This window comes from Mesorhizobium salmacidum (SeqCode) (assembly GCF_037179605.1).
In the GTDB taxonomy this organism is placed as follows: domain Bacteria; phylum Pseudomonadota; class Alphaproteobacteria; order Rhizobiales; family Rhizobiaceae; genus Mesorhizobium; species Mesorhizobium salmacidum.
Genome location: NZ_JAPYKS010000025.1, coordinates 13,962 through 33,969 on the forward strand (window position 1 = coordinate 13,962; position 20,008 = coordinate 33,969).

Genomic DNA, 20,008 nt, shown 5'->3' on the forward strand with positions numbered 1-20,008 from the left:
ATTGCTCCTCTCTGACGGATGAAATCGTGGACAGCGGCGTTGTGTTCCGCGATTGAAGCCGCAACGTTCGGCGACAGGTTCGGCGTTTGTTCGACTGGCTGCCTTCTATCAGCAATGCTGGCTGGCACCACGCGATCGTTCGGAATACGCAGGCGGTGCCTGCTACTTCTGATCGACCGGTCGAGACCGGGATTAGGTTCGCTGCCGGACCCTGCTGGAACCGAGTCCGCGCCCGGCTTTCTTCGCCGTCTCCGCAAGAAGAACGCGGTTACGACCGCTAGCAGGCCCAAATAGATCAAACGCGGTGTGGGGGTGGTTGGCGCCTCGCCCACCTTGTTGGGCTCGGACTCCAAACGATCGGATTTGGCTGACGCGCCCTCAGTGTGCGTCGCCAAAGGCGGCGCCTGGTGGACATCGCCATCAGCTTGCCGGGCTTCTCCGTGACTTGTTTGTGGAGTTGTCTTCGTTGGAACACCAGGCTTCTCCAAGAGCGACGGGGGCGAGTCCGTGGCTATGGGCGTCAATGGGCCCCGCGTCACCTGGGGTTGCGGAAAAAGTGCGGCTGACGTCGCTTCGTCCAAAGTACCGGTCTGAGGAAGATTGTTCGCTTTCTGGAAAGCCTTGAGCGCACTGATGGACCGACGTCCCCAAATTCCGTCCGCGGTCCCGAGATCGTAGCCATGTTCAGCAACGGCCTGTTGAATCTGTCGTGCAGAATATCGGGAATCCTGGGCAGCTGCGGTGCCTGCAACACTCAGCACTGTCGCCAAGGCGACTGCCATCGTCCAATGAAATGGCAACCTCATCCCGTTTGCCCCGCCCTCCGGTTCTGAGCATAGCTGGGATGAGTTCTTTTGAGAACTCGCCCAGAAGTATTTCCAGTTCGAGCGGGAGGGGACGTTTAGTGGCGTATTTTGACTGCCGTCTTTTACGTGCGATGACGGCCGCCTTGGAGCCGGAAGACGACCGTCTACTATTATGTAAGATCACCGGTTAGCTGCCATTCGGCGACCGTCCAATGCCGACGTTGAGACTACTGGAGCAGCCATGAAAAGGCACGCCGCAAAAAGGCTTCGCCATCCGTCCTGACAACCTCACCATGCGCCACGACGACGTGCTCGGGATGTCTTCCGATCAACTCACGAATCTTTGGGCGCGCGGTTGCGCGGTTGCGGAAACTGATCCGATAATCAATCGGGGGATATCCCCACCCCTCGATCATTTTCGAAAGTTTTGCGATTGACCGCATCCACCAAGGCCAATGGCGTTTCAAGAACGTCGCACTGAACGTCTGCGAGAGGTCGGCGATAATAGCGGTGCGCGACGCGCGGTGAAAGAAGATCAGTTCGTCCATGAAAGGCGAATTGGTGAAATAGAACTGGTCGATCTGCCCGTTCCATTCGGCGGGCGCACCGTCGGCCAGCACCCCGGAAAAGCGGAGTTCCTTGCACTTGACGATTGTCGCCGCCGTCGCCCACAAATTCGCGTCCGGGAATGCGGCCTGCCACTCGCCCAGAAACAAGTGGTGCAGCTTGTTGGGGCTGACGATATTCCGAACAGGGCCCAGCGCCCGAATCTCGTCCTCAATCTCTGCCGTCCTTTCGACTGGCGACCATAACCATAGTCCACCATCGGCAAGACGCACGACGACCATGCGTGTCGGATAATCGAAGCCTTTGAATGAGACGACCCCGCCATCCGCAAACCATAGGTTTAATCTCAGCGGCTCCAACATAGTCGGGAAGTCTAATCCGTTAGATGGACGCTTTCCACACCATGGGGGAGGTCGCAGCGCGATTCCAGCGATAACGAGGCAGGGCGCACACCGCCCGATTGGCATTCGAGCGCTTCCTCTCGGTTGGATCCGCCGCGACGCTTCCATGGAAGGCCGCTCACTGCCGATGGCCGGGACGATCCGCGCCAACAACTCGTTAAAGAAGCAACTTCTAATGTACCGTATCTGTTAAGGATTGACTGTCAAATTAGTTGTGTTTGGGCAGTATCTAAGATATCTGAGTAATGAGGCCTACGGGGGGCTCTCCGAGAACCAAAATGCAATGAGGCGGAACAGCTTTAGTTCCCGTGCCTCTTGTATCGGCCGTACTGTAGGAGGGGTTTGAATGTCAAAACGCAGCTTTCTTTCACCGGTCGCTCTGTCGGCGACAATATTATTGGGCACTCAGCTGCAGCCGGCCCTGGCTGTTGCGGCTGCATCTCAAGTCGAGCCAAGTTCGGACAACAACAGACTTAATGCCGACGGCTTTGGCGTAGTCCTGGATCGCTCCCAGGGCCGAGAGATCCAGATGGCCTATCACACAAGCCATTCCAGCCATTCCAGCCACGGGTCACACTGCTCCGGATATTCGTACTGCTAAGTTCATGCAAGCAGAGCGCCTCGAACTTGTTGCGTCCGCGACTGAAACGTTTGATTTGTCAGTCTTTTCTCTGGACTGTATCAAGCGGGCAGCATATCGGATGACGGCCAAAGCCTCCGTCGACATTTCGACGGAGGCCAGGAACGCAGTCTGCGTCCTTCACTTCACCAAGCCTGTCTCTCCGGAAGACGCTGCGAAGGCCGTGGAGGGATTGCGGCTGGAGGTGCTGGATCAGGACCTGCGGTCAGTCGTGGCCGCCGAGACAGCCACTCTCCGCACCACCATTCTCGCGCTCGCATTCTCTCGCTCGGGCCTGCAATCCGTTGACTAAATTCTCGCCGCTGTCGGAGTTCCAGACAACTGAGGACGGCCGCTATCAGCTGGCGCCATTTCGCTTTTCGCGGTTGGACGACGAGCGATATGTGATCACCAACCAGGCCGGGGAATATTCGGTGCAGCCCCGGTCGGTCGTCGCCGCCTTGGTCAGGCACGAGCTGAAATCGTCCGATCCCGCCTACGCCCGGCTGCGCAGCAAGCATTTCCTGTTTGACGCTTCGTCGACCATTGGACCGGGTATGCTGGCGACGAAAGTTCGCACTAAGGCAATGCGCCTGGCGAACTTCACTGCGCTGCACATTATGGTCATGTCGCTGCGGTGTGAGCATTCCTGCCCCTACTGTCAGGTGTCGAGACAGAGCGAAGATCGCTCGGCCTTCGACATGACCGAAGAGACGGCAGAGAAGGCGCTCAGGCTCATCTTCCAGTCTCCGAGCCCTGCGATCAAGATCGAATTCCAGGGCGGCGAGCCGTTGCTCAATTTCGAGCTGATCAGATTCGTGGTGGAAAGGGCCGAGTCGACCAATCAGGTCGAGAAAAGGTCGCTGCAGTTCGTGATAACTACAAACCTGGCCGTGATTACAGACGAGATATTGGGGTACTGTAGGGAGCACGATATACTTATTTCGACTTCACTGGACGGTCCCGCCAAGCTTCACAACGCCAATCGGCCGAGGCCGGGCAAGAACAGTTATGAGCTCGCCGTCGAGGGCATCCACCGGGCGCGGGCGGTGCTCGGTCACGAGCGCGTCAGCGCCTTGATGACGACGACCAAAGCTAGCCTTGGCATGGGTCGAGAGATCATTGACGAATATGTCAGGATGCAGTTCCCTGGCATATTTCTTCGCCCGTTGTCTCCCTATGGCTTTGCGGTCAAGACCAAGTGGTATGGATCCTACGATACTGAGAGCTGGCTCGATTTCTACTTTGATGGCCTCGAATACATCGTCGAGCTCAATCGCAAGGGGACGCCGTTCATAGAGTTTTATGCCTCAACCATCCTGACCAAGATGCTCACCCCGTTCGAGCCCGGCTACGTCGACCTCATGAGTCCGGCGGGAATTGGGATCTCTGCAGTTGTCTACAATTACGACGGCGACGTCTATGCGTCGGACGAGGCGCGGATGTTGGCTGAGATGGGCGACAAGAGCTTCCGCCTCGGCAATGTGCATCGAAACACCTATGCCGAGATTTTCACTTCCGACGCGTTGCTCGATCCGATCGAACAGTCTTTCGCCGGTTCCGCGCCGATGTGCTCGGAATGCGCGTTCGAACCTTTTTGCGGCTCCGAGCCGGTGTTCCACAAGGCGACACAGGGCGATTTTGTAGGCCTTAAGACGCGATCAGCCTTCTGCTACCGCAACATGGCGATCTTCAAGCGGCTGATCGGGCTGATGGAAGGGGATCCGTCGATCCGAGAACTTTTCATGGGCTGGACACGTTAGCGATGCTCGCCCTTAGCGGATTTGCAACCTGGACCAACGTGGACGGCAGCGCACCAAAGGCTCTGTTGCGCCTCTCGACCAACTCAGTTGTCGGGGCTTGCGATCGCCAGCACGACGCATATCTTTTTCGCGGCGGCCCTGTCAGCCCGGACTACAAATGGGTGGTCACGTTCGAACGCTTCAGGCCTGACGTCGAAGCAGCGCGGACGAGCGGTAAGCTTATAGTGCTGCCCAACCACTTCGAGTACCTCGCCGGGGGCGACGTCATCCGATTCGTTCCAGACAGAAAGGCGGTCCGGGTCCTGTTTCGAGCGTCGGCCAATGCTAACTATTTTCTCACGACCGAACGCTGCAACCATTACTGTTTGATGTGTTCACAGCCGCCAAAGGACGTCGATGATGGCTGGCTGGCGGATGAGATCTGCGAGGCTATCCCGCTTCTGCCGACCACCACGCCGTTTCTCGGCATCACGGGCGGCGAACCGACCATGATCGGGGAACCTTTCTTCAGTATCCTGTCGAACGCTAGAGACCACCTTCCAAATACGCCGGTTCATATCCTTTCGAATGGCCGAAGCTTCAGCGACACGACATTCGCCCGCCGGTACGCCCAGATCGGCCACGGCGCGCTCTCAGTCGGGATTCCGCTCTACGCCGCCGATCCGGAGGTTCACGACTATGTTGTGCAGTCGAAGGGGGCCTTCGACGAGACTGTTGCCGGGATCATGAACCTCAAGTCACTCGGCCAAGAAGTCGAAATCCGCGTCGTGGTGCACAAGCAGACCTATAAGGGGCTGACTGATCTGTCGGAGTTCATCTTCCGGAACCTAACCTTTGTCGACCACGTCACCTTCATGGGGTTAGAGATAACAGGCTTTACGCGGGCGAACATGGACAGCCTGTGGATCGACCCGCAAGACTATAGGTTAGAGTTGAGGAACGCGGTCCGCTATCTCGCCGCGGCTCGAATGAACGTCTCAGTCTACAACCATCAGCTCTGCGTCCTTGACGGATCGATTCACGCCTTCGCAAAGCAGTCGATCAGCGACTGGAAGAATGAATATGTTGCCGAGTGTGAGGATTGCAGGAAAAAGGACGAGTGCGGCGGCTTCTTCGCTTCGAGCAAAATCGCAAGAAGCGCCCACATCTCGCCATTTCTGAGCTAATGCCGACGTATTCCAGGCGTTCGGCGCTTTTCAAGGAAGCAGTCCTCCCACGCCGTCGGAGCTTTGAACAACCTTGTGGCTCATAGTGCAAAAGGCTGTGGCCTTCTTCGTGTCTATCATTCTTGTGCAGATCGGCTGCCAGGAAACGTCCGCGGGTGAGATCTATTTGTGCGGTGATAACGCCAAGCTTGTGGTATTTGATAGACATTCAGGGGCCCATCTTGCCCACAAAGAAGCGATGTCGTTGGATGGTGAGGAGAAAATGTACTGGGCCGGATGCGGTTACAGCAAAATTGTGAGCTCCCTACTGATGGATTTGGGCCAACGCAAGATAAGACTATGATTATGCAAGGCATAGGCGATAGCTGCAGTCAGGGTCAATTGTTACTATTCAATTCTATTACTCTTGATATGCTTGTGATTAACAATCGATCGTTTCGAGTTGAGGAGCATTTACATTGCCGCCCGGATTAAGACGGAGGCGGTGCGAAGCAGCGTTCGAGCGTTCTCAGCTTTCACTGTCAGCGAGTGAGAACCTCGCATTGGCCGACGGCCGCTTCTGGCGTAGAGCTGTCGCCTCCCCATGGCGGCTTTGAGGCGCATTCCGGACGATCGCACTTGCAACGCACTGAGTTGGGGAATTTCGACCGATCGCGGATATGTCGATTCATCTCGATTTCGTCGACATGCGGCGCAACATGTCGATGCCGACGACATGTGCTGGCATGTGTCGATCGAAATGCAGGTGACCTCGCGCGTGAAGACCGCCTACATTCGGTCCGAAGCTCCAACCCCGTCTCGAGAGACCTGATCCTCGACGAGATCCGCCTCCGGCTCTTCGCCGTCGCCCTCCCCGATCGCCAGCCCGCCGGGAATATCGCCCGCCAGCAGTTTCTTCTTCGACAGCAACCCAGCGTCTTCGAGCGCCTCGAAATCCGGCAGCTGGCGCAGCGTGTCGAGCCCGAACTGCGCCAGGAAATTTTTCGTCGTCACATAGGTGTAGGGCGCGCCCGGCTGCGGCGAGCGCGGGCCCGAGGCGATCAGCTCCTGCGCGCGCAGCACGCCGATCAGATCGCGCGACACCTCCTTGCCGAAGAAGGAAGACAGCTCACCCCGGGTGATCGGCTGGAAATAGGCAATACACATCAAGACCAGCGCTTCGGACTGCGACAGTTCTTTTGTCCCCTCGCCCGCCGCCGTGCCTAAGGCGGAGCGGATGGCGTCGCCAAAACTTTTCTTGGTCCGGTGCTGCCAGCCGCCGGCGACCGCGACCAGCTCATAGGGGCGGCCGGCGAGCTCGGCGCGGATGTCGTCGATGATCAGCTCGACATTGCAGTTTTTTCCCACCACCCGCGCGAGGACACTCCGTGTCACCGGTTCGCTGGCCGCAAAGATCACAGCTTCCACGCGGCCCATCCATTCACGCCAGCGCAGTTCCGGCGGCAGGTGGTCCAGTTCCGTGTCGAGCAGCACAGGCTGTTCGTTCGGCTTGCGACGGGCGGACGCTTCGCTCATCGCTACAGCCCAAACAGCCGGAAGCTGGTGCGGCCAGACAGCTCGCGCACGGCCTCGAGCTGCTGCAGGCGCTCGAACAGCCGCCGCGCCGCAAAGCGCGACAGGTTCTTTGTCACCAGCGAGCCGGAAACGGCGTCTTCATTCAGGAGCAAAACAATCACGTCGCCGGCGCCTTTCGCGCGCAGTTTTGGCGCAACCGCCAGGAGCTTTTCGGCACGGCGCGACAACTCGCCGGCCAGCCGGCAGGCCTCCGCCGCCGCTTGAACCAGCGCAACGCAGACCGCCCGCTCAAAATTCTTTTCGCCCGGTTTTCTTCTCCTGCCGCCGCCTTCGGCGCGAAACGCCGCGCCAAAAACCTGCGTCATCAACAGCGGCAGCGGTCGCGGCCACCGAAAACTTTGCGCCAGCACCAGATCGGCGAGCCACCAGGCCAACAGCTCGGCATCGGGGCGCAAGGCGACGACGCGGGCGGCGATCGCCGCGGCGGCGAACGGCGCCGGCCGCTGGGATTCGGCCAGCTTTTCGATCTCCGTGCAGAGGTCGGTGAGCGCCGCGCCGTCCCAGTGAAGGCCAAGCTGGTCGACGATTTTTTCGAGCCGTTCTGCCCTGACGACGAGCGGCTGCCCGGCCAGCTGCCGCCAGGCGGCAAAAATGACGCCGGCGGGGCCGGGATCGGCGCCGGCCGGGCAAAGCTGCCAGGCGTCGCGCAGGGCGGCCTCGTCCTCGGCGCGGCCGGCGAGCCGCATGCTGGCGGCGGCGCATTTTAGCGCCAGCCGCTGGCGCCAGGCGCCGGCCCAGGCAGGCTGCGCGCGAGCAAGCGTGTCGAGCGAAGCCAGCGCGGCGCCGGCCCGGAAGGCGGCGTCACCGTCGCTCTGGGTGCCAGCGCTTGCGAGCGCCCAAGCCGGAACGGTGGGCGGCGCGGAGGAGCTGGCGGTCGCGGGATCGAGACGAATCATGATTTTGAGGGTAACGTGGCCGTGCGCTTTTGGCGACGGATTTCGCATCAAAACGCACAGGCTGTCGTACGCATAAAACGAACGATAATGTTGCCTTATCATTCGCATAGCGTGTGCAGCTTAATGGGAGTGTGCGAATGCACTTGAACTACCGTTTCCTTGCACGATGAGTTGGGCCAGTGACACCAACAGCCTCACAGCCCTGCGCTTTGGCCATTGCCGACGACAAGGCCCGCGCCATGCATGATTTGCTGGCGTGCGTTGGGGATGATCCAAATGACGGACAAAGGTAATGGCGGCGGCCCGATCGAGGCCGCAGTGGTCCTGGCTGTGGCATTGGCGGCACTGGGGATTGCCGCATTCTTCGGGGCTGAAATGCTTTGGCCCGGATAGCCGAACCTACGGGCTGGATAGCGCCTGACTTGTACGGGACTAGCGTCCTTCAGAAAATGCCCATGACAACCAGGATGATCCCAATCGCCGCAAGGGCCATTTTCATCTCGAAGGCGTGACCGAAATTGTCAGTCATCTGCACCACGCACAAAGGACGCCCGGCCTGCTCATCGTGTGACACAGGATCATCCCGCAGGCCGGGCCGGACCGGCTTTTGGGGGCATGAGCCGGTGAAGGTTGAGCATGTTCCTAAGCGGACCTGTTCGCAATGGCATGTCCGAATGCGTACAAAATTCCACTCCGGCCTGTCAGGCATATATTCCTATTTGCTTTGGGTTTGTGAACCAGATAATCGCCTGCGCTTTTAGAGAACTGATCATGAACTGCGTGATCTGGTGAAAGCGGGCTTTGGCTGGATCCTGCCGAAGGGAACCTTTTCAGTAAGGTCGACAAACATTGTATGGACCGGAACTCCGGACGACGCTCTGCGCATCGCGGTCAACCTCGAGAAAGAGGCAAGCCTGCCGCATGACGCTAGCGAGCTAGCCGAGCGCTTCGGCTGGGTATCGCGCCCGAGCTGTGCGGTCCCGTTCGAAGACTTTGAGGAAAGCGCCGCTGAATGCGGGATGCACGCTGCCGATGGAACGGCGTGGTGCGCCCACTACCGCGTTGCCGGGCCACATAAGCGATCTGGCCCGGCGAGAGCACCCATGTCCACAGAACGGGATGCGCCGGCCGTCACCACTGTCAAAAAATGGCGAAGTGGTGATCCGGCACGGTATCGACGCTTAGCTTTTCCCGCGCTTTGGCGATTAAGCTTTCCAACGTGGAAATTTCGGGCACCCCTTCGATCACTTCCTCGCCGAGAACCAAGGCCGGCGTGCCGGTGATGTACAGTTCCGTGGCAAGCGTGCGATTGCGCTGGAGGGTGTCTTCGATGGCGGGATCTTCCATGTCCCGCTTGAGCTTCTCAACGTCCAGGCCCACCTGTCGTGCGATAGTCAAAATGGAGAATTCGCTGACCTGGCCGCGAGCAGCCATAAGGGCGTGATGAAACGGCTCATATTTTCCCTGTTTGCGGGAGGCGAGCGCCGCCACGGCGGCGAATTTGGAACCCGGTGCATTGCCCGGATACTCTTTGTAGACAACCTTCAGCTTGGGATCGTTCTTGAGGGCTTGCTGGATGATAGGGTCTCCCGCCCGGCAGTGCGGACAATTGTAGTCCAAAAACATCACCAGAGGGACGTCACCATTCGGGTTGCCAGCAGTTGGCGCAGAGGGATCGTTGAAGAGTGCGTCGCGCCGCTCCGGAATGAGCTTCGGCCAATCCGCCTCGAGCAGGCGACGGTTTTCGCGCTGGCGCAGGAAGTCTGGAACAGGCGGATGAGATTGCGCTGCAAGCCCGACAAGAAGCAGGGCCAGGATTAAAACAACGGTACTGGCGGCTCTTGGTTCAGGCATGGATCTGGCTCCAACCAACAGTGAACGGCAGGGCAGCAAAGAGGGGTTGCGGGCCGCGGGACTCGCGCTTCTGTTTGCAGGTCACAAAAATCAACATACTGTCTCCTGAATCGAGGTGGGCTCCTCCCTCCCCGGCATCTCCGGTCGCTGCGCTCCGGTCGAAGGTTGCTCCCAAGGTCGCAGCAAGCTCCGTGCCAATTGCGATCGGCAGGTTTCCGGGATTCATAAGGGCCTCTCGCGCCGCGCTTTTGCGGATTCCAGCACTCGCCGGCGAATACCCGCACATTCAACTCGGCGACGGGCGACGGGACCGGCGGCGGGATCCCCGCCACCCTGCCCTGTCCGCTCATTCATCGGTTGGCGGCGCAAACAGCGGCACGGCGCCCCATAACCAAGCCAAAACCTCGATTTCGGCTCGAGTTCCCGGATCAAGCTTGTACGTCTCGTTCAGGACGCTCTGGCGTGCGGCGACACCGCGGCGCCTGGCGTCGATGTTTCACACGACGTTGGGCGCTGGCCACGCCTTTTCCGGCGGCGCGAAGCTGCGTGACCGCGTGTCCAAAAGCTGACAGCGACAGACAAAATGTCAGGTTCACTACAACACCTCTGGGCACTGTGGAGGTTTTGACGGCAAATCGCGCTTGCTGGGCGCTGAGGTGCTGGCACGGTCTTTGTAAGTTGAGAGGTGGCAACACGGAACGAGGGTGACTGCGCCCAATGCGCAAGAGAAGCGATGCGCTCCTCCCTTGGACCCCTGTACCCCCTCTGAGAGGGAAACAAGACCCACAAAAGTCGCGCAAGGGTGGCAACAGCCTTGGTCGCAACATGAAGACAATGAGCCGCAAGCATACGCCATCGGTTACGGTGGCGCAGTACTTTATTGCGCAATTTTGACGACAGATAAATAGAAAGAAAAACAGACATGAGCGCGGAAGGAAAAAAGAAGCGTGGTTTAGCTGGCGTTTCAAACGCACGCAGTATTGCATTCCGCTATGGTGGTCGCCCTTCAAATCTTAGTTTGGCGATAGGGCACACGACCCATCCGCGTCTAGGTGGCTCGCTGTTCCTTAATGCTATGATCCTCGGGCAAATGCTCCCAGGATTCAATCCGAGCGAACGAATGTTGAAGGCTGCCGACGCTTGTATCGAGGTGTGCCCTGTTCTCGGTGCGCCTTTCCTGTGAGGAAGCGGAGAAACCGCATGACTTGAAATGGTGTGCTCATCCGATTTGACGGACGAGGAATAGGAGGAGATCGCCCCGCTTATGCGCAAGCCCAAAACTTCTGAAGGCGTTTTGCACCGACCAAGGCCTCAAGGTGCGAGAAGTTGGCTTCGGCATTGGCGCGCGGTGAGGCGGCGGTCTGGGCTTCAAGTCATCGAGGACGACTACGACAGTGAATATCTGTCGACTTCGATCGACATGGGCTCGGCACCTGTCGCGGAGAAGATGTTCAAGCTCATCGAGAAAGCACGGAAGATTGGCATTGGCGTCTTCCGAGGGGTCGCCGGACTACGTTGGATTGGTGATCGGCTACGCAGGTTTGGACCTGCGCCAAATAGAGCGCGGTGTCCAGTTGCTGAGTCAGGCCGTCGATCAGCTACGCAGGTGATCAACCTTTGCTGCGAATCGTGATGCGAAAGAGGAACGCGACATTCGCAATGCCGGCGAGACGTTGAAAGCCCGAGGCGAGGCTGTGATGGGTGACGCCATGCTCGTAGCTGCAGCCGCCAAAGCTGAAGGCACTCAAATATAGTCCCTTGTGCATGCGCGACAGGAGATCCGGCATGAGTTGTGCTGGTCCCGGCCGAAGTGCCGGGATGGCAAGCAGGAGGGCGTATGTAGTATTTCAGCCTGCCCGTACGGCACTCGGCCGTACATATGAAAGCCAAATAGTAAGAGGAAAACTGATGCGACCAATCACCCGTCCTACCCTGTGCGCGCTCGCTATCCTTGTTGGGGGACAACACGCCCATGGTCGAGATCTAACGGGCGAGTCACCGCCGGAGACCACGGCTTTTTTTAGTAAGAAAATCGTGGGTGGCGAGCCGACCAAGATCCGACAGCATCCTTGGCAGGTCGCACTCTATCTTGACGGGAGTTTCCAGTGCGGTGGATCGGCGATCGCAGCGAATTGGATCGTCACAGCGGCGCACTGTTTGGCGGATGAAACAGAGGACGTAAAGGTCCAGGTCAAGGCAGGCGCTGACAATTACTATGATGGCGTTTCGATCGAGGCAACGAATTTTGTTGTTCACGAAGACTATGACCCGAAGACATATGAACATGACGTGGCGCTGGTGCGGGTGGACAGTACGCGACCCGCAGCAGTCATCCCCCTTGCTACCGCCAGTACGCAAATTGCTATTGGCGAGAAGCTTACTGTGACGGGTTGGGGAGACACGCAAGAAAGCAAAGAATCAGACGACGGAGAACCATCAAACCAGCTCCTAAAGGGAACCGTCCCGTACGTAGACAACGAAACGTGCAATGGTCCGGAGGCATATAATGGGGAGATCCTTGCTGGGATGATCTGCGCCGGAAGTGCCAGCGGCGGGACCGATGCTTGCCAAGGGGACAGTGGAGGTCCTCTGACCAAAGGCAATAACCCAGAGAACGCCATCTTGGTTGGAATTGTATCCTTTGGAGATGGTTGCGGACGGGCCCTGAAGTACGGTGTGTATACGCGCGTGTCGTCTGAGCGCGAGTGGATTATGAATGTGATGTCAAGATTCGGTGACTGAGGCGGCGAGTCGGGATGCGTGCAGGATGGAAAGTTCGCGTTGCCGCGTCTAGCTGCCGGTCAGCATCCCGACCGCGCCTTCGGTGTTGGCCAGTTGTGGAAGCGAATCGGCCAAATCGCTCGCCCCCCGCGTCGTCTTGCGCCAGGCCGAAATCGTCCAGCAACTCGGCCAGCGATAGGGTGCCCGCCGCCACGGGCGGGCGACGCCAGCATCAACCGGCGGGCAGATGCGCCGAGGACAACAAGCGGGCCTGACGCAACGCCGCCAGATCGGCCGAGCCGGTGCAGAAGCAGGCAACGGCCAACTGGCGGATGATGATCTCGAAATGCGCGACGACCGCCTCGGTGGACACTGTCGCCGCGCTCAGCACGCCGGCCGCTTGCCCCGCGATGTCCGCGCCCAGGCGGATGGCCTTGGCCACGTCGACGCCGTCGCGGATCCCGCCCGACGCGATCAGCTTCACAGTTGGCAGCGCCCGACGTACCGCCTTCACGCTGGCCGGGGTCGGAATCCCCCAATCGGCGAACGCCATCGCCACTGCACGGTCGGCGGCACCGCGGGTACGCTCGCCCTCCACCGCGGCCCAACTGGTGCCGCCAGCGCCGGCGACATCGATCACCGTCACGCCCGCCTCGACGAGCGCACAGGCCACCGAGGCGGACAGGGCCGACCCCACTTCCTTGGCCACGATCGGCACGCCCACACTGCGCGCGGCGCGAGCGATCTGCGCCAGGATGCCGCGCCAGTCGCGGTCGCCCTCCGGCTGTACCGCTTCCTGTAGCGGATTGAGATGGACGATTAGCCCATCGGCCTCCAGCGCATCCACCGCCCGGCACGCCAGGTCCAGGCCGTCGGTCTCCCGCAGTTGCGCGGCGCCGATATTGGCCAGCAAGGGAATGTCTGGGGCCAGACGGCGCACCGCGTGCGTCAGCCCCCGGGAGTCGCGGGATTGCAGGCTCACGCGCTGCGAACCGACGCACATGGCGATGCCCAAGGCTTGCGCTGCCTCGCTCAGATGCCGGTTGATGGCCTCCGCGCGTGGCATGCCGCCGGTCATGGAGCTGATCAGCAGCGGCGCACGCATGGTCTTGCCCAGCAGCGAAGCGCGCAGATCGATCTGCGTCAGGTCCAACTCGGGCAATGCGCAGTGTTCGAAACGGATATACTCCCAGCCGGCGGCGACCGTGGCCCGCGCCGTTCGCTGATCCAGCGCGATGTCCAAATGGTCCTCCTTGCGCCGGCTCAGGGCGGTGTCGCTCATGCTGGCTCCATCCGTCGAATCGGGGACCGACGGCAGCGCGCGCACACCGCCGCCTCCCGCGCGTTCAGGCCGGCGCACGCTAGCCTCCCCCGCAGCGTCGCTGCGGTAGCGGCTCGTCGAGGTCTGATAGTACTGCGCGCGGATGCCCGTCATGGCCTCGATCAACGCTCCCCATGGCTCGGGAAAGCGTTCTTCCGCCATGACCTGGTGCAGCATGCGCGTTTGGCCGGCCAGCTCGTCGTTGAGGAACTCCAGCACAGGCATGGCCGGGTAGCGCTGCAGCAGCAGGATCGCCGCGTTGTCGGCCTCGCCGGCCGACCTGTCTTTGTCGCGTCCATGCAGATCGTTCTGCAGGCGCCCTATCGCGGAGATGAGCCGCAGGACCTGGCGAAACGCGGGACGCGCGCGCAAGGTCGCCATGTCCAGCCCCCACAGCAACGACAGGCAACAGAGCACGTTCGCGTAGGCGATCGAATCGATGCCGTTGTGCAGGTACTCGGCGTAGGACCAGCGTTCCGCCCCTGCCGCCTGCGCCTGTCCGGCGCGCAGCGCCGCACAGTAAGACCGGGTATCGTCGAGAAGCTGAGCATAGTCGCGACGATCGTATGCGAGCGCGGCCAGCGAATCGCGCAGGACAGCGCAGCTCTCGAATCCGGGCAGCGCGCACGGCACCCCCTTCCCCAGCGCCTGCTCCACGGCGGTGAGCTGCTCCTGCGCGATCAGGCCCCGGTCGTTGCAGTCGTCAAGCCAGAACAGCAGCGCCAATTCGCGATAAAACGCCACGATCAGCGTTTCGTCCCGCGGATCGCGGCCGGTGCGGGCGCTGGTGTCGCGCAGGCTCGGGTGGATGCGCTGCAGGATGTACTGGCCGCCCGTGACCGCTTCTACGGCATGCTCGTCGGCGAACCCGGTCAGGGGATGCCCCCACTCCAGCACCTGCTGCAGAGCGCGTTCGGTCTGGATCATGGCGCCGTTCCTGCTCCCTCGGCCAGGACGCGCCGCCCCCAACGGAGCGCCAGCCACAACCCGGCGAGTTCGGCCACGCGCACCACCCGGGTGGGGCAATACAGTTCCTTGCCGATCCACAGCGGCGTCCGCGGCAATACATGCGCCGCATGGCGGGCCAGCATCCACTTCAGCGCACGCGCCCCCGCCTGCGCAATGCGCCGGCGCCCTGTCCGCTCTTCGCCCCCGTCCATCACGTGCAACGCGAACAGCGCATAGGCGGTTTCCTCGAATGTGGACGCGCGACCGGCGCCCCAGCCGCCGTCGTCGCGCTGCGCCTGCAGCAGTGCCGACAGCGCGCGCTCGTCGCGCCACCGGGGCTTGCCTTGCGCAAGCGCAGCGACCGCATGCGCGGTGGGATACAGCCACGAAACGTGCCATTTTTCGTTGTCCCATAGACCGTGCGCGTTGCGATTGGCCTCGACGTAGGCGCTGGTGCCGCCAGAGGGCTTTCCCAACAGTCGCAACGCATGCAGGGCATGGATGTTGGTCGACACCGAGGCATTGCGCTCGTCGGGGAAGGTGACGAATAGCTCGCCGGTTTCGAATTGGCGCAATGCATCGACCGCCGGGTCGCGGCCCGCAAGGCGCAGGACGCCCAACGCAACGGCGGTGTCGTCAGCATCGGCCGCGAAGTGCAAGGACGGGCCCAGACCGCGCACGCCCAGGCGAGTGTCGAGCTGAGCGACGATGACGCGCACCGCCTCGGCGAGCGCGGGATGCGCGAACAGCCCGGCCAGATGCAGGGTGTACAGCGACCAGCACGGCTCGAACACATTGATCGGCCAGACACCGGGAACGACACCTTCGATCCCGGTGCGGGTCGCCCGCGATGCCGCCTGGAGATACGCGTCGGCGCGCCCGACCTGCGGCGTGCTCCCCTGTGTCACGGCGTGCGCACGCCACGCGGCGGTGGCCGCCGGACTGATGCCGATGCTGCCGTCGTCATCCGGGCATGCGGTGGTCGGCGAGGTCCCCCAGGCTTCCCAGGAGTGCAGCAACGGATGGCCGCTCGGCAAGGTCGCCACCGCCCCCAGCTTGACCATGCGCGCTTGCCGCAACGGCAACAGCGCCGCGTGGCGCGGAAACGCCACGCCGCCCAGCAAGGATGCGGCCTCGCCGCACAACTGTGGCAGGATCAGCTCCGCGCCGATCGGCGCGTCTTCCGGCACCGCATGCGCATAGGGATCGGGCTGGCGCTCGAGGAATCGGGTTGCAGCCTGGACTGCATCGGCAGCGCCGGGAAGAGGATCGGCACGTTGCAATGCCAGCAACGCCGCCCACGTGGGCGCATGGCGAAACAGCGGGAAGTCCGCGCTTCCCCATCCGCCATCGGCCTGTTGCTGCGCAATGAGCCACGCGTATGCGTCCTGCCGACCGGTGACGTTGCCGTGGAACTGCAGAGCTCGCGCCGTGTCGTAGACGGACGGACCGACGCCGCCGCCGTCGCCCATCTCGCTCAGCAGGTGGCGCAATTCGGAAAGGATCTGTTCGGACAGCGCGTTCACGCGGACGTTCCTTCTGCAGCCGGTTGACGAGAACCAGGATCGGGCAGACGCCGGTCCGCCGCATAGGGTTGCTGCGCGTAACGCGCCGCGTGGGCCGTGGCCGTGCTGCCCACCTGCTGCAATCGGCGCCGCGGACTCGAACACGGTGCAGCAGCATCCACCGCTGCCGTCAGCCGATCGCAGCGGCACAGCGGCGACTCCAAGCGGATGAGCGCGCTCATGCGCATGGCGCGTGCTTCAACAGATACGCATTGGCCCGCTGCAGCATCTGCGCCAACCGTTCCGCACGCGGCCCCAGCGGGACGATGGCCTCGCCGGCGTCGTGCAACAAATCAAGCGCGAACTGCCGCGCTGCCTGCAGTCCCATGATCGACGCGCAGGTCGGCTTCTGGGCGGCCGCGTCCTTGCCGGGGGTCTTGCCCAGCGTCGCGGCGTCCGCTGTCGCGTCGAGAATGTCGTCGACCACCTGCAACGCCAGCCCGAAACAGGCGCCATAGCGATCGAGCGCACAGTACAGCGCAGCGTGTGCGGCATCTTCCGCGATGGCGCATAGCGCGCCCATGCGGACGGACGCGCGCACTAGCGCTCCGCTCTTCATCCGGTGCATCGCCACGATCGTGTCCAGCTCGACGTGCTTTCCGACCAGCGACAAATCCATGGCCTGCCCGCCTGCGGCACCCTCGGCGGACACCGCCTGCGCCAGTTCGCGCACGAGCGCGATACGGTTGTCGCCCGGCGCATCCAGGCTCGCCAGGGTTAGGAAAGCGTGCGCCTGCAGCGCATCGCCGACCAGGATCGCAGTGGCTTCGCCGAACTTGACGTGCACGGTTGGAAGGCCGCGGCGAAGCACGTCGTCATCCATCGCGGGCAGGTCGTCGTGAACCAGGGTACAGGCGTGCATCATCTCGATGGCGGCGCCTACGTCGTCGAGCATTTGCGCCGGCGTGTCGACCAGTGCGCCGGCAGCCAGACAGAGCAAGGCGCGGGTGCGCTTCCCGCCATGCAAGGTGGCGTAGCGCATCGCCGCCATCAGTTCGGTCCCACCGTCCTCTTCGGCGCAGAGAAGACGCGCCAGCGCCTGTTCGATGCGCTTTGCGCCGTCCTGCGTCCATATCTCCGGCAGCAGCCTGCCGGATGCGCCGGACGCCTGCGCACCGAATCTGCCGAGCGCGGAAACGCCAGTTCGGTCGTCATGTAGCGTGGAACCGGTCTGCACGTTGTTCATGTCCTTGTACCTGACAGGGGACGGCCACGGCGAGCGGCAGCCGCCGTGGTGTTGCCGGGGTCGCACCGAGCGCGCGCAAGGTGCAGCAATGCCGTGCGTCGCTGGCGCCGCTGCCTCGCCACACGGGGCATGCGATGCCAGCTCATGAGAATCCAATGCGGGTTTTCATGGACGGATGTGCGGTCGGGTAATAGCGCCGGCCTTTTTCGACGCCGCTCAGCAACCGCGGACGCACCCCAGCCTTGTGCATGGTTAGCGCCAAGGCGATGCAGAACTGCACCATTTCCAGCCATACCAGGTGGTAGCCGATGCAGACGTGGGGGCCGGTACCGAACTGCAGCATGTCCACCGGCTGGATCGGCTCCGTGCGTTGCAGCCACCGCTCCAGGCGGAACTGATCAGGCGCCTCGTGCAGCAGCGCCGAGGTCGAGAAATGCAGCAGCGGGATGCATAGATCGGTGCCCGCGGGAATGCGCCGCTGGCCGAGTTGCAATTCCTGCAGCGCGCGGCGCGGCAGGAGCGTGATCGCCGGATGCACGCGCAGCGTCTCGCGGAACAGCGCCTCGGCGACCGGACACTGCGCCAGGTCCGCGTGCCGGGTCGGCACCGCGCCCACGCGTTGCGCCTCGTCGACCAGGGCGTCCCACAGCACAGGCCGCCGCGCCAGCTCGATCACCAACCAGGCCATCGTCGAGGCGGTGGTGTCGTGACCGGCAAGCAGCAGCACGCGGATATTGGCGACCAGGACGTCATCACAAAGCGCACCGTCACTGCCATCGAAGGCGCTCACCATGTCGTTGATCACCCCGGTGCGCGCGGCATGCGCGCGCGCGTCGCGGACGAACTGGCGCAACTGCGCGTCGATCCAGTCGCGGGCGGCGCGACCGCGTCGCAAGGGCAGTCCGGGCAGGTCAACCGGGGGCGCGACGACCAGCTGCAGCAGTTGCCGATACTTGCGATGCCATCCCGGCAGGTCCTGCGCGGGGATTCCCATGAGGCTGAAGATGAGCTTGAGCATCAGGTCGCCGGTTTCCGGCAGGATGATCACCTCGCGGCGGTGGCGCCACGCCTGCACCCGCGCCAGGATGACGGGCGCGAACAGGTCGCCGATGCCAGACTGGGTCAGCCCCTTGGGAAGGAACGCCGCCTTGATCGCATCGCGCGCCTGCCGGTGCGCGCCGCCGTCCTGGGCGACCAACGTTCCACCAAGCAATTCGGGCACGATCTCTTCGATCAGCGCCGAGGACACGTCCTTGTGCCGGAGCAGTGCGAACGCATCAGGATCCATGCAGGTCATCAGGTGTCCGGCAGGGCCGAAATTCAGCCAGAAGTGACTGCCCAGCGTCCGTTCCGCGCGCCGCAGCAGGCGCGGCAGGTCGCAGGCAATGGCGGGAAGATGCCCGACCAGGGGGAAGGCGCCGGGCACGACCGGGATGTCGTACCGCAGCCGGTGCCGACGGTTCAGCGGGTTGAGCAGCATGTTCATCAGCAGCACGCCGCTTCGACAGTGTCGCCGGCAGCCCGCGCGTCGGGGCTGTTGCCGCCATCGGCGTATGTCGGCACATGCGCCAGCATGCCGCCGTCGATGCACACGACCTGGCCGGTGATGAACGCAGCAGCGTCGGAGAGCAGGAACGTCACCAGCGCGGCCACGTCCTCGGGGCGGCCGACGCGCGGCAGGAGCTGGTGGCGGTGCAGATGCCGTTGCATGCATTCGTCCAGCTTGGCGAGGAGACGCTCGGTCATGATGAGACCCGGCGCAACGGCGTTGCAGCGGATCTGCGCATGGCCGTACTGGGTGGCGAGCGAGGCCGACAGCATGTTCATCGCCGCCTTCGACGCGGCGTAGGACGTCTGCGCGGTGTCACCGCTGAGCCCCTGGCATGACGACATGTTGACGATTGCGCCACCGCCGCGGGCGATCATCCGTGGGATGGCCTGCCGGCAGCAGAGCAGGGTGCCGCGCAGATTGGTCGCCATGGTCTGATCCCAGACCGCCAGGTCCAGGTCGAGGACCGCGCGGTCGCGCGGGGTCAGATGCATGGCGCTCGCGTTGTTCACCAGCAGGTCGACCCCACCGAAGTGCCGCTCCGCCGTCTCGAACAGCGCTGCCACCGCCTGCGCATCTGCAATGTCCATGGCCAGCTCCAGCGCGTGGCCCGCTTCGGCCGCGATTTGCGCGGTGCAGGCGATGGCCGCCGAACCATCAATGTCGGCCACCACCACTCTGCCGCCCTCGCGCGCGATGGCGAGGGCGCACGCCTTGCCGATGCCGGCGCCGGCGCCGGTCACCACGGCCACCTTGCCGTCAAACCGTCCCATCGGGTCCTCCTGGATTGCGTTGATCTTCCGCGGCAGGCCGCTCGGCCTCCGCCAGAGGCAGAGGCGCAGGCTTGGTGCTGGCGCGCTCGTTATTGCCAGCGTCGCTTTCGATGACCCGAATGGCGGCGACCGGGCACTGGCTGGCCGCGAGCCGCACGGCGGCGTGCAGCGCCTGCGGGACGGTCGCCACGCACACTTCGGCCACGCCGTCCGGTTCGCGCTGGCGAAAGGTGCCCGGCAGTGTCAGCACGCACTGCCCGGTGGTTCCGCACAGATCCTGGTCGACCACGACGCGCAT

Annotated in this window: 16 protein-coding genes and 2 pseudogenes; 5 read left to right on the forward strand and 13 right to left on the reverse strand. The window is 62.5% G+C overall.

Features of this window, described 5'->3' with window-relative positions; translation table 11 throughout:
• Positions 1-566 precede the first annotated feature (566 nt).
• Positions 567-806 (reverse strand): annotated as a pseudogene (locus O7A60_RS26315) (peptidoglycan-binding domain-containing protein); the annotation flags it as partial.
• A gap of 227 nt (positions 807-1,033) precedes the next feature.
• Complete coding sequence (locus O7A60_RS26320) at positions 1,034-1,735, reverse strand: DUF4336 domain-containing protein (protein WP_337108669.1); 702 nt, start codon at positions 1,733-1,735, stop codon at positions 1,034-1,036.
• Positions 1,736-2,475: 740 nt separating this feature from the next.
• Between O7A60_RS26320 and O7A60_RS26325 the strand changes: the two genes are divergently transcribed.
• Genes O7A60_RS26325 through hxsC form a run of 3 tightly spaced genes read left to right on the forward strand, consistent with a single transcriptional unit; the run spans position 2,476 to position 5,322 of the window.
• On the forward strand, positions 2,476-2,706 hold the full coding sequence (locus tag O7A60_RS26325; protein ID WP_337108670.1) for a hypothetical protein: 231 nt from the start codon (positions 2,476-2,478) through the stop codon (positions 2,704-2,706).
• Positions 2,699-4,156: a His-Xaa-Ser system radical SAM maturase HxsB gene (gene hxsB, locus O7A60_RS26330; RefSeq protein ID WP_337108671.1), complete on the forward strand. Its 1,458-nt coding sequence runs from the start codon at positions 2,699-2,701 to the stop codon at positions 4,154-4,156. Before O7A60_RS26325 ends, hxsB begins: the two co-directional genes overlap by 8 nt.
• A gap of 2 nt (positions 4,157-4,158) precedes the next feature.
• Complete coding sequence (gene hxsC, locus O7A60_RS26335) at positions 4,159-5,322, forward strand: His-Xaa-Ser system radical SAM maturase HxsC (protein WP_337108672.1); 1,164 nt, start codon at positions 4,159-4,161, stop codon at positions 5,320-5,322.
• Positions 5,323-6,090: 768 nt separating this feature from the next.
• On the opposite strand, the gene scpB is transcribed toward hxsC, so the two are convergent.
• The 3 genes from scpB to O7A60_RS26350 form a co-directional block, all read right to left on the reverse strand.
• Entirely contained in the window at positions 6,091-6,837 is a 747-nt protein-coding gene (scpB, locus tag O7A60_RS26340; RefSeq protein ID WP_337108673.1) for an SMC-Scp complex subunit ScpB, read from the reverse strand.
• A gap of 2 nt (positions 6,838-6,839) precedes the next feature.
• Complete coding sequence (locus O7A60_RS26345) at positions 6,840-7,793, reverse strand: DUF1403 family protein (protein ID WP_337108674.1); 954 nt, start codon at positions 7,791-7,793, stop codon at positions 6,840-6,842.
• A gap of 1,140 nt (positions 7,794-8,933) precedes the next feature.
• On the reverse strand, positions 8,934-9,647 hold the full coding sequence (locus O7A60_RS26350; RefSeq protein ID WP_337108675.1) for a DsbA family protein: 714 nt from the start codon (positions 9,645-9,647) through the stop codon (positions 8,934-8,936).
• Positions 9,648-10,569: 922 nt separating this feature from the next.
• Between O7A60_RS26350 and O7A60_RS26355 the strand changes: the two genes are divergently transcribed.
• Entirely contained in the window at positions 10,570-10,830 is a 261-nt protein-coding gene (locus O7A60_RS26355; protein WP_337108676.1) for a hypothetical protein, read from the forward strand.
• Between the two features lie 427 nt (positions 10,831-11,257).
• On the opposite strand, the gene O7A60_RS26360 is transcribed toward O7A60_RS26355, so the two are convergent.
• Complete coding sequence (locus tag O7A60_RS26360) at positions 11,258-11,434, reverse strand: hypothetical protein (protein ID WP_337108677.1); 177 nt, start codon at positions 11,432-11,434, stop codon at positions 11,258-11,260.
• Positions 11,435-11,555: 121 nt separating this feature from the next.
• Here O7A60_RS26360 and O7A60_RS26365 point away from each other — a divergent pair, with 121 nt between their 5' ends.
• The gene (locus O7A60_RS26365; RefSeq protein WP_337108678.1) at positions 11,556-12,389 is read left to right on the forward strand and encodes a serine protease; all 834 of its coding nucleotides are present in this window, start codon (positions 11,556-11,558) and stop codon (positions 12,387-12,389) included.
• A gap of 211 nt (positions 12,390-12,600) precedes the next feature.
• Here the strand turns inward: O7A60_RS26365 and fni are convergent, their stop codons facing one another.
• From fni to O7A60_RS26400, 7 genes and pseudogenes are all read right to left on the reverse strand, one after another.
• On the reverse strand, positions 12,601-13,650 hold the full coding sequence (fni, locus tag O7A60_RS26370; RefSeq protein WP_337108704.1) for a type 2 isopentenyl-diphosphate Delta-isomerase: 1,050 nt from the start codon (positions 13,648-13,650) through the stop codon (positions 12,601-12,603).
• A 93-nt stretch (positions 13,651-13,743) separates the two neighbouring features.
• Positions 13,744-14,616: pseudogene (locus tag O7A60_RS26375) on the reverse strand (terpene synthase family protein); the annotation flags it as partial.
• Positions 14,613-16,163 (reverse strand): hypothetical protein, encoded by a 1,551-nt coding sequence (locus O7A60_RS26380; RefSeq protein ID WP_337108679.1) that lies wholly within the window; start codon positions 16,161-16,163, stop codon positions 14,613-14,615. The gene O7A60_RS26380 and the pseudogene O7A60_RS26375, both read right to left, overlap by 4 nt.
• Positions 16,164-16,380: 217 nt before the next feature.
• Complete coding sequence (locus O7A60_RS26385) at positions 16,381-17,388, reverse strand: polyprenyl synthetase family protein (protein WP_337108680.1); 1,008 nt, start codon at positions 17,386-17,388, stop codon at positions 16,381-16,383.
• 142 nt (positions 17,389-17,530) lie between these two features.
• Complete coding sequence (locus O7A60_RS26390) at positions 17,531-18,874, reverse strand: cytochrome P450 (protein ID WP_337108681.1); 1,344 nt, start codon at positions 18,872-18,874, stop codon at positions 17,531-17,533.
• Complete coding sequence (locus O7A60_RS26395) at positions 18,874-19,710, reverse strand: SDR family oxidoreductase (protein WP_337108682.1); 837 nt, start codon at positions 19,708-19,710, stop codon at positions 18,874-18,876. Before O7A60_RS26395 ends, O7A60_RS26390 begins: the two co-directional genes overlap by 1 nt.
• Entirely contained in the window at positions 19,697-20,008 is a 312-nt protein-coding gene (locus tag O7A60_RS26400; RefSeq protein ID WP_337108683.1) for a ferredoxin, read from the reverse strand. Before O7A60_RS26400 ends, O7A60_RS26395 begins: the two co-directional genes overlap by 14 nt.

Bases quoted from the DNA above. Each gene is read 5' to 3' on its own strand.
- O7A60_RS26320 (WP_337108669.1), bottom strand. From the start codon at position 1,735: ATGTTGGAGCCGCTGAGATTAAACCTATGGTTTGCGGATGGCGGGGTC.
- O7A60_RS26325 (WP_337108670.1), top strand. From the start codon at position 2,476: ATGACGGCCAAAGCCTCCGTCGACATTTCGACGGAGGCCAGGAACGCA.
- hxsC (WP_337108672.1), top strand. From the start codon at position 4,159: ATGCTCGCCCTTAGCGGATTTGCAACCTGGACCAACGTGGACGGCAGC.
- scpB (WP_337108673.1), bottom strand. From the start codon at position 6,837: ATGAGCGAAGCGTCCGCCCGTCGCAAGCCGAACGAACAGCCTGTGCTG.
- O7A60_RS26345 (WP_337108674.1), bottom strand. From the start codon at position 7,793: ATGATTCGTCTCGATCCCGCGACCGCCAGCTCCTCCGCGCCGCCCACC.
- O7A60_RS26350 (WP_337108675.1), bottom strand. From the start codon at position 9,647: ATGCCTGAACCAAGAGCCGCCAGTACCGTTGTTTTAATCCTGGCCCTG.
- O7A60_RS26355 (WP_337108676.1), top strand. From the start codon at position 10,570: ATGAGCGCGGAAGGAAAAAAGAAGCGTGGTTTAGCTGGCGTTTCAAAC.
- O7A60_RS26360 (WP_337108677.1), bottom strand. From the start codon at position 11,434: ATGCCGGATCTCCTGTCGCGCATGCACAAGGGACTATATTTGAGTGCC.
- O7A60_RS26365 (WP_337108678.1), top strand. From the start codon at position 11,556: ATGCGACCAATCACCCGTCCTACCCTGTGCGCGCTCGCTATCCTTGTT.
- fni (WP_337108704.1), bottom strand. From the start codon at position 13,650: ATGAGCGACACCGCCCTGAGCCGGCGCAAGGAGGACCATTTGGACATC.
- O7A60_RS26385 (WP_337108680.1), bottom strand. From the start codon at position 17,388: ATGAACAACGTGCAGACCGGTTCCACGCTACATGACGACCGAACTGGC.
- O7A60_RS26390 (WP_337108681.1), bottom strand. From the start codon at position 18,874: ATGAACATGCTGCTCAACCCGCTGAACCGTCGGCACCGGCTGCGGTAC.
- O7A60_RS26395 (WP_337108682.1), bottom strand. From the start codon at position 19,710: ATGGGACGGTTTGACGGCAAGGTGGCCGTGGTGACCGGCGCCGGCGCC.
- O7A60_RS26400 (WP_337108683.1), bottom strand. From the start codon at position 20,008: ATGCGCGTCGTGGTCGACCAGGATCTGTGCGGAACCACCGGGCAGTGC.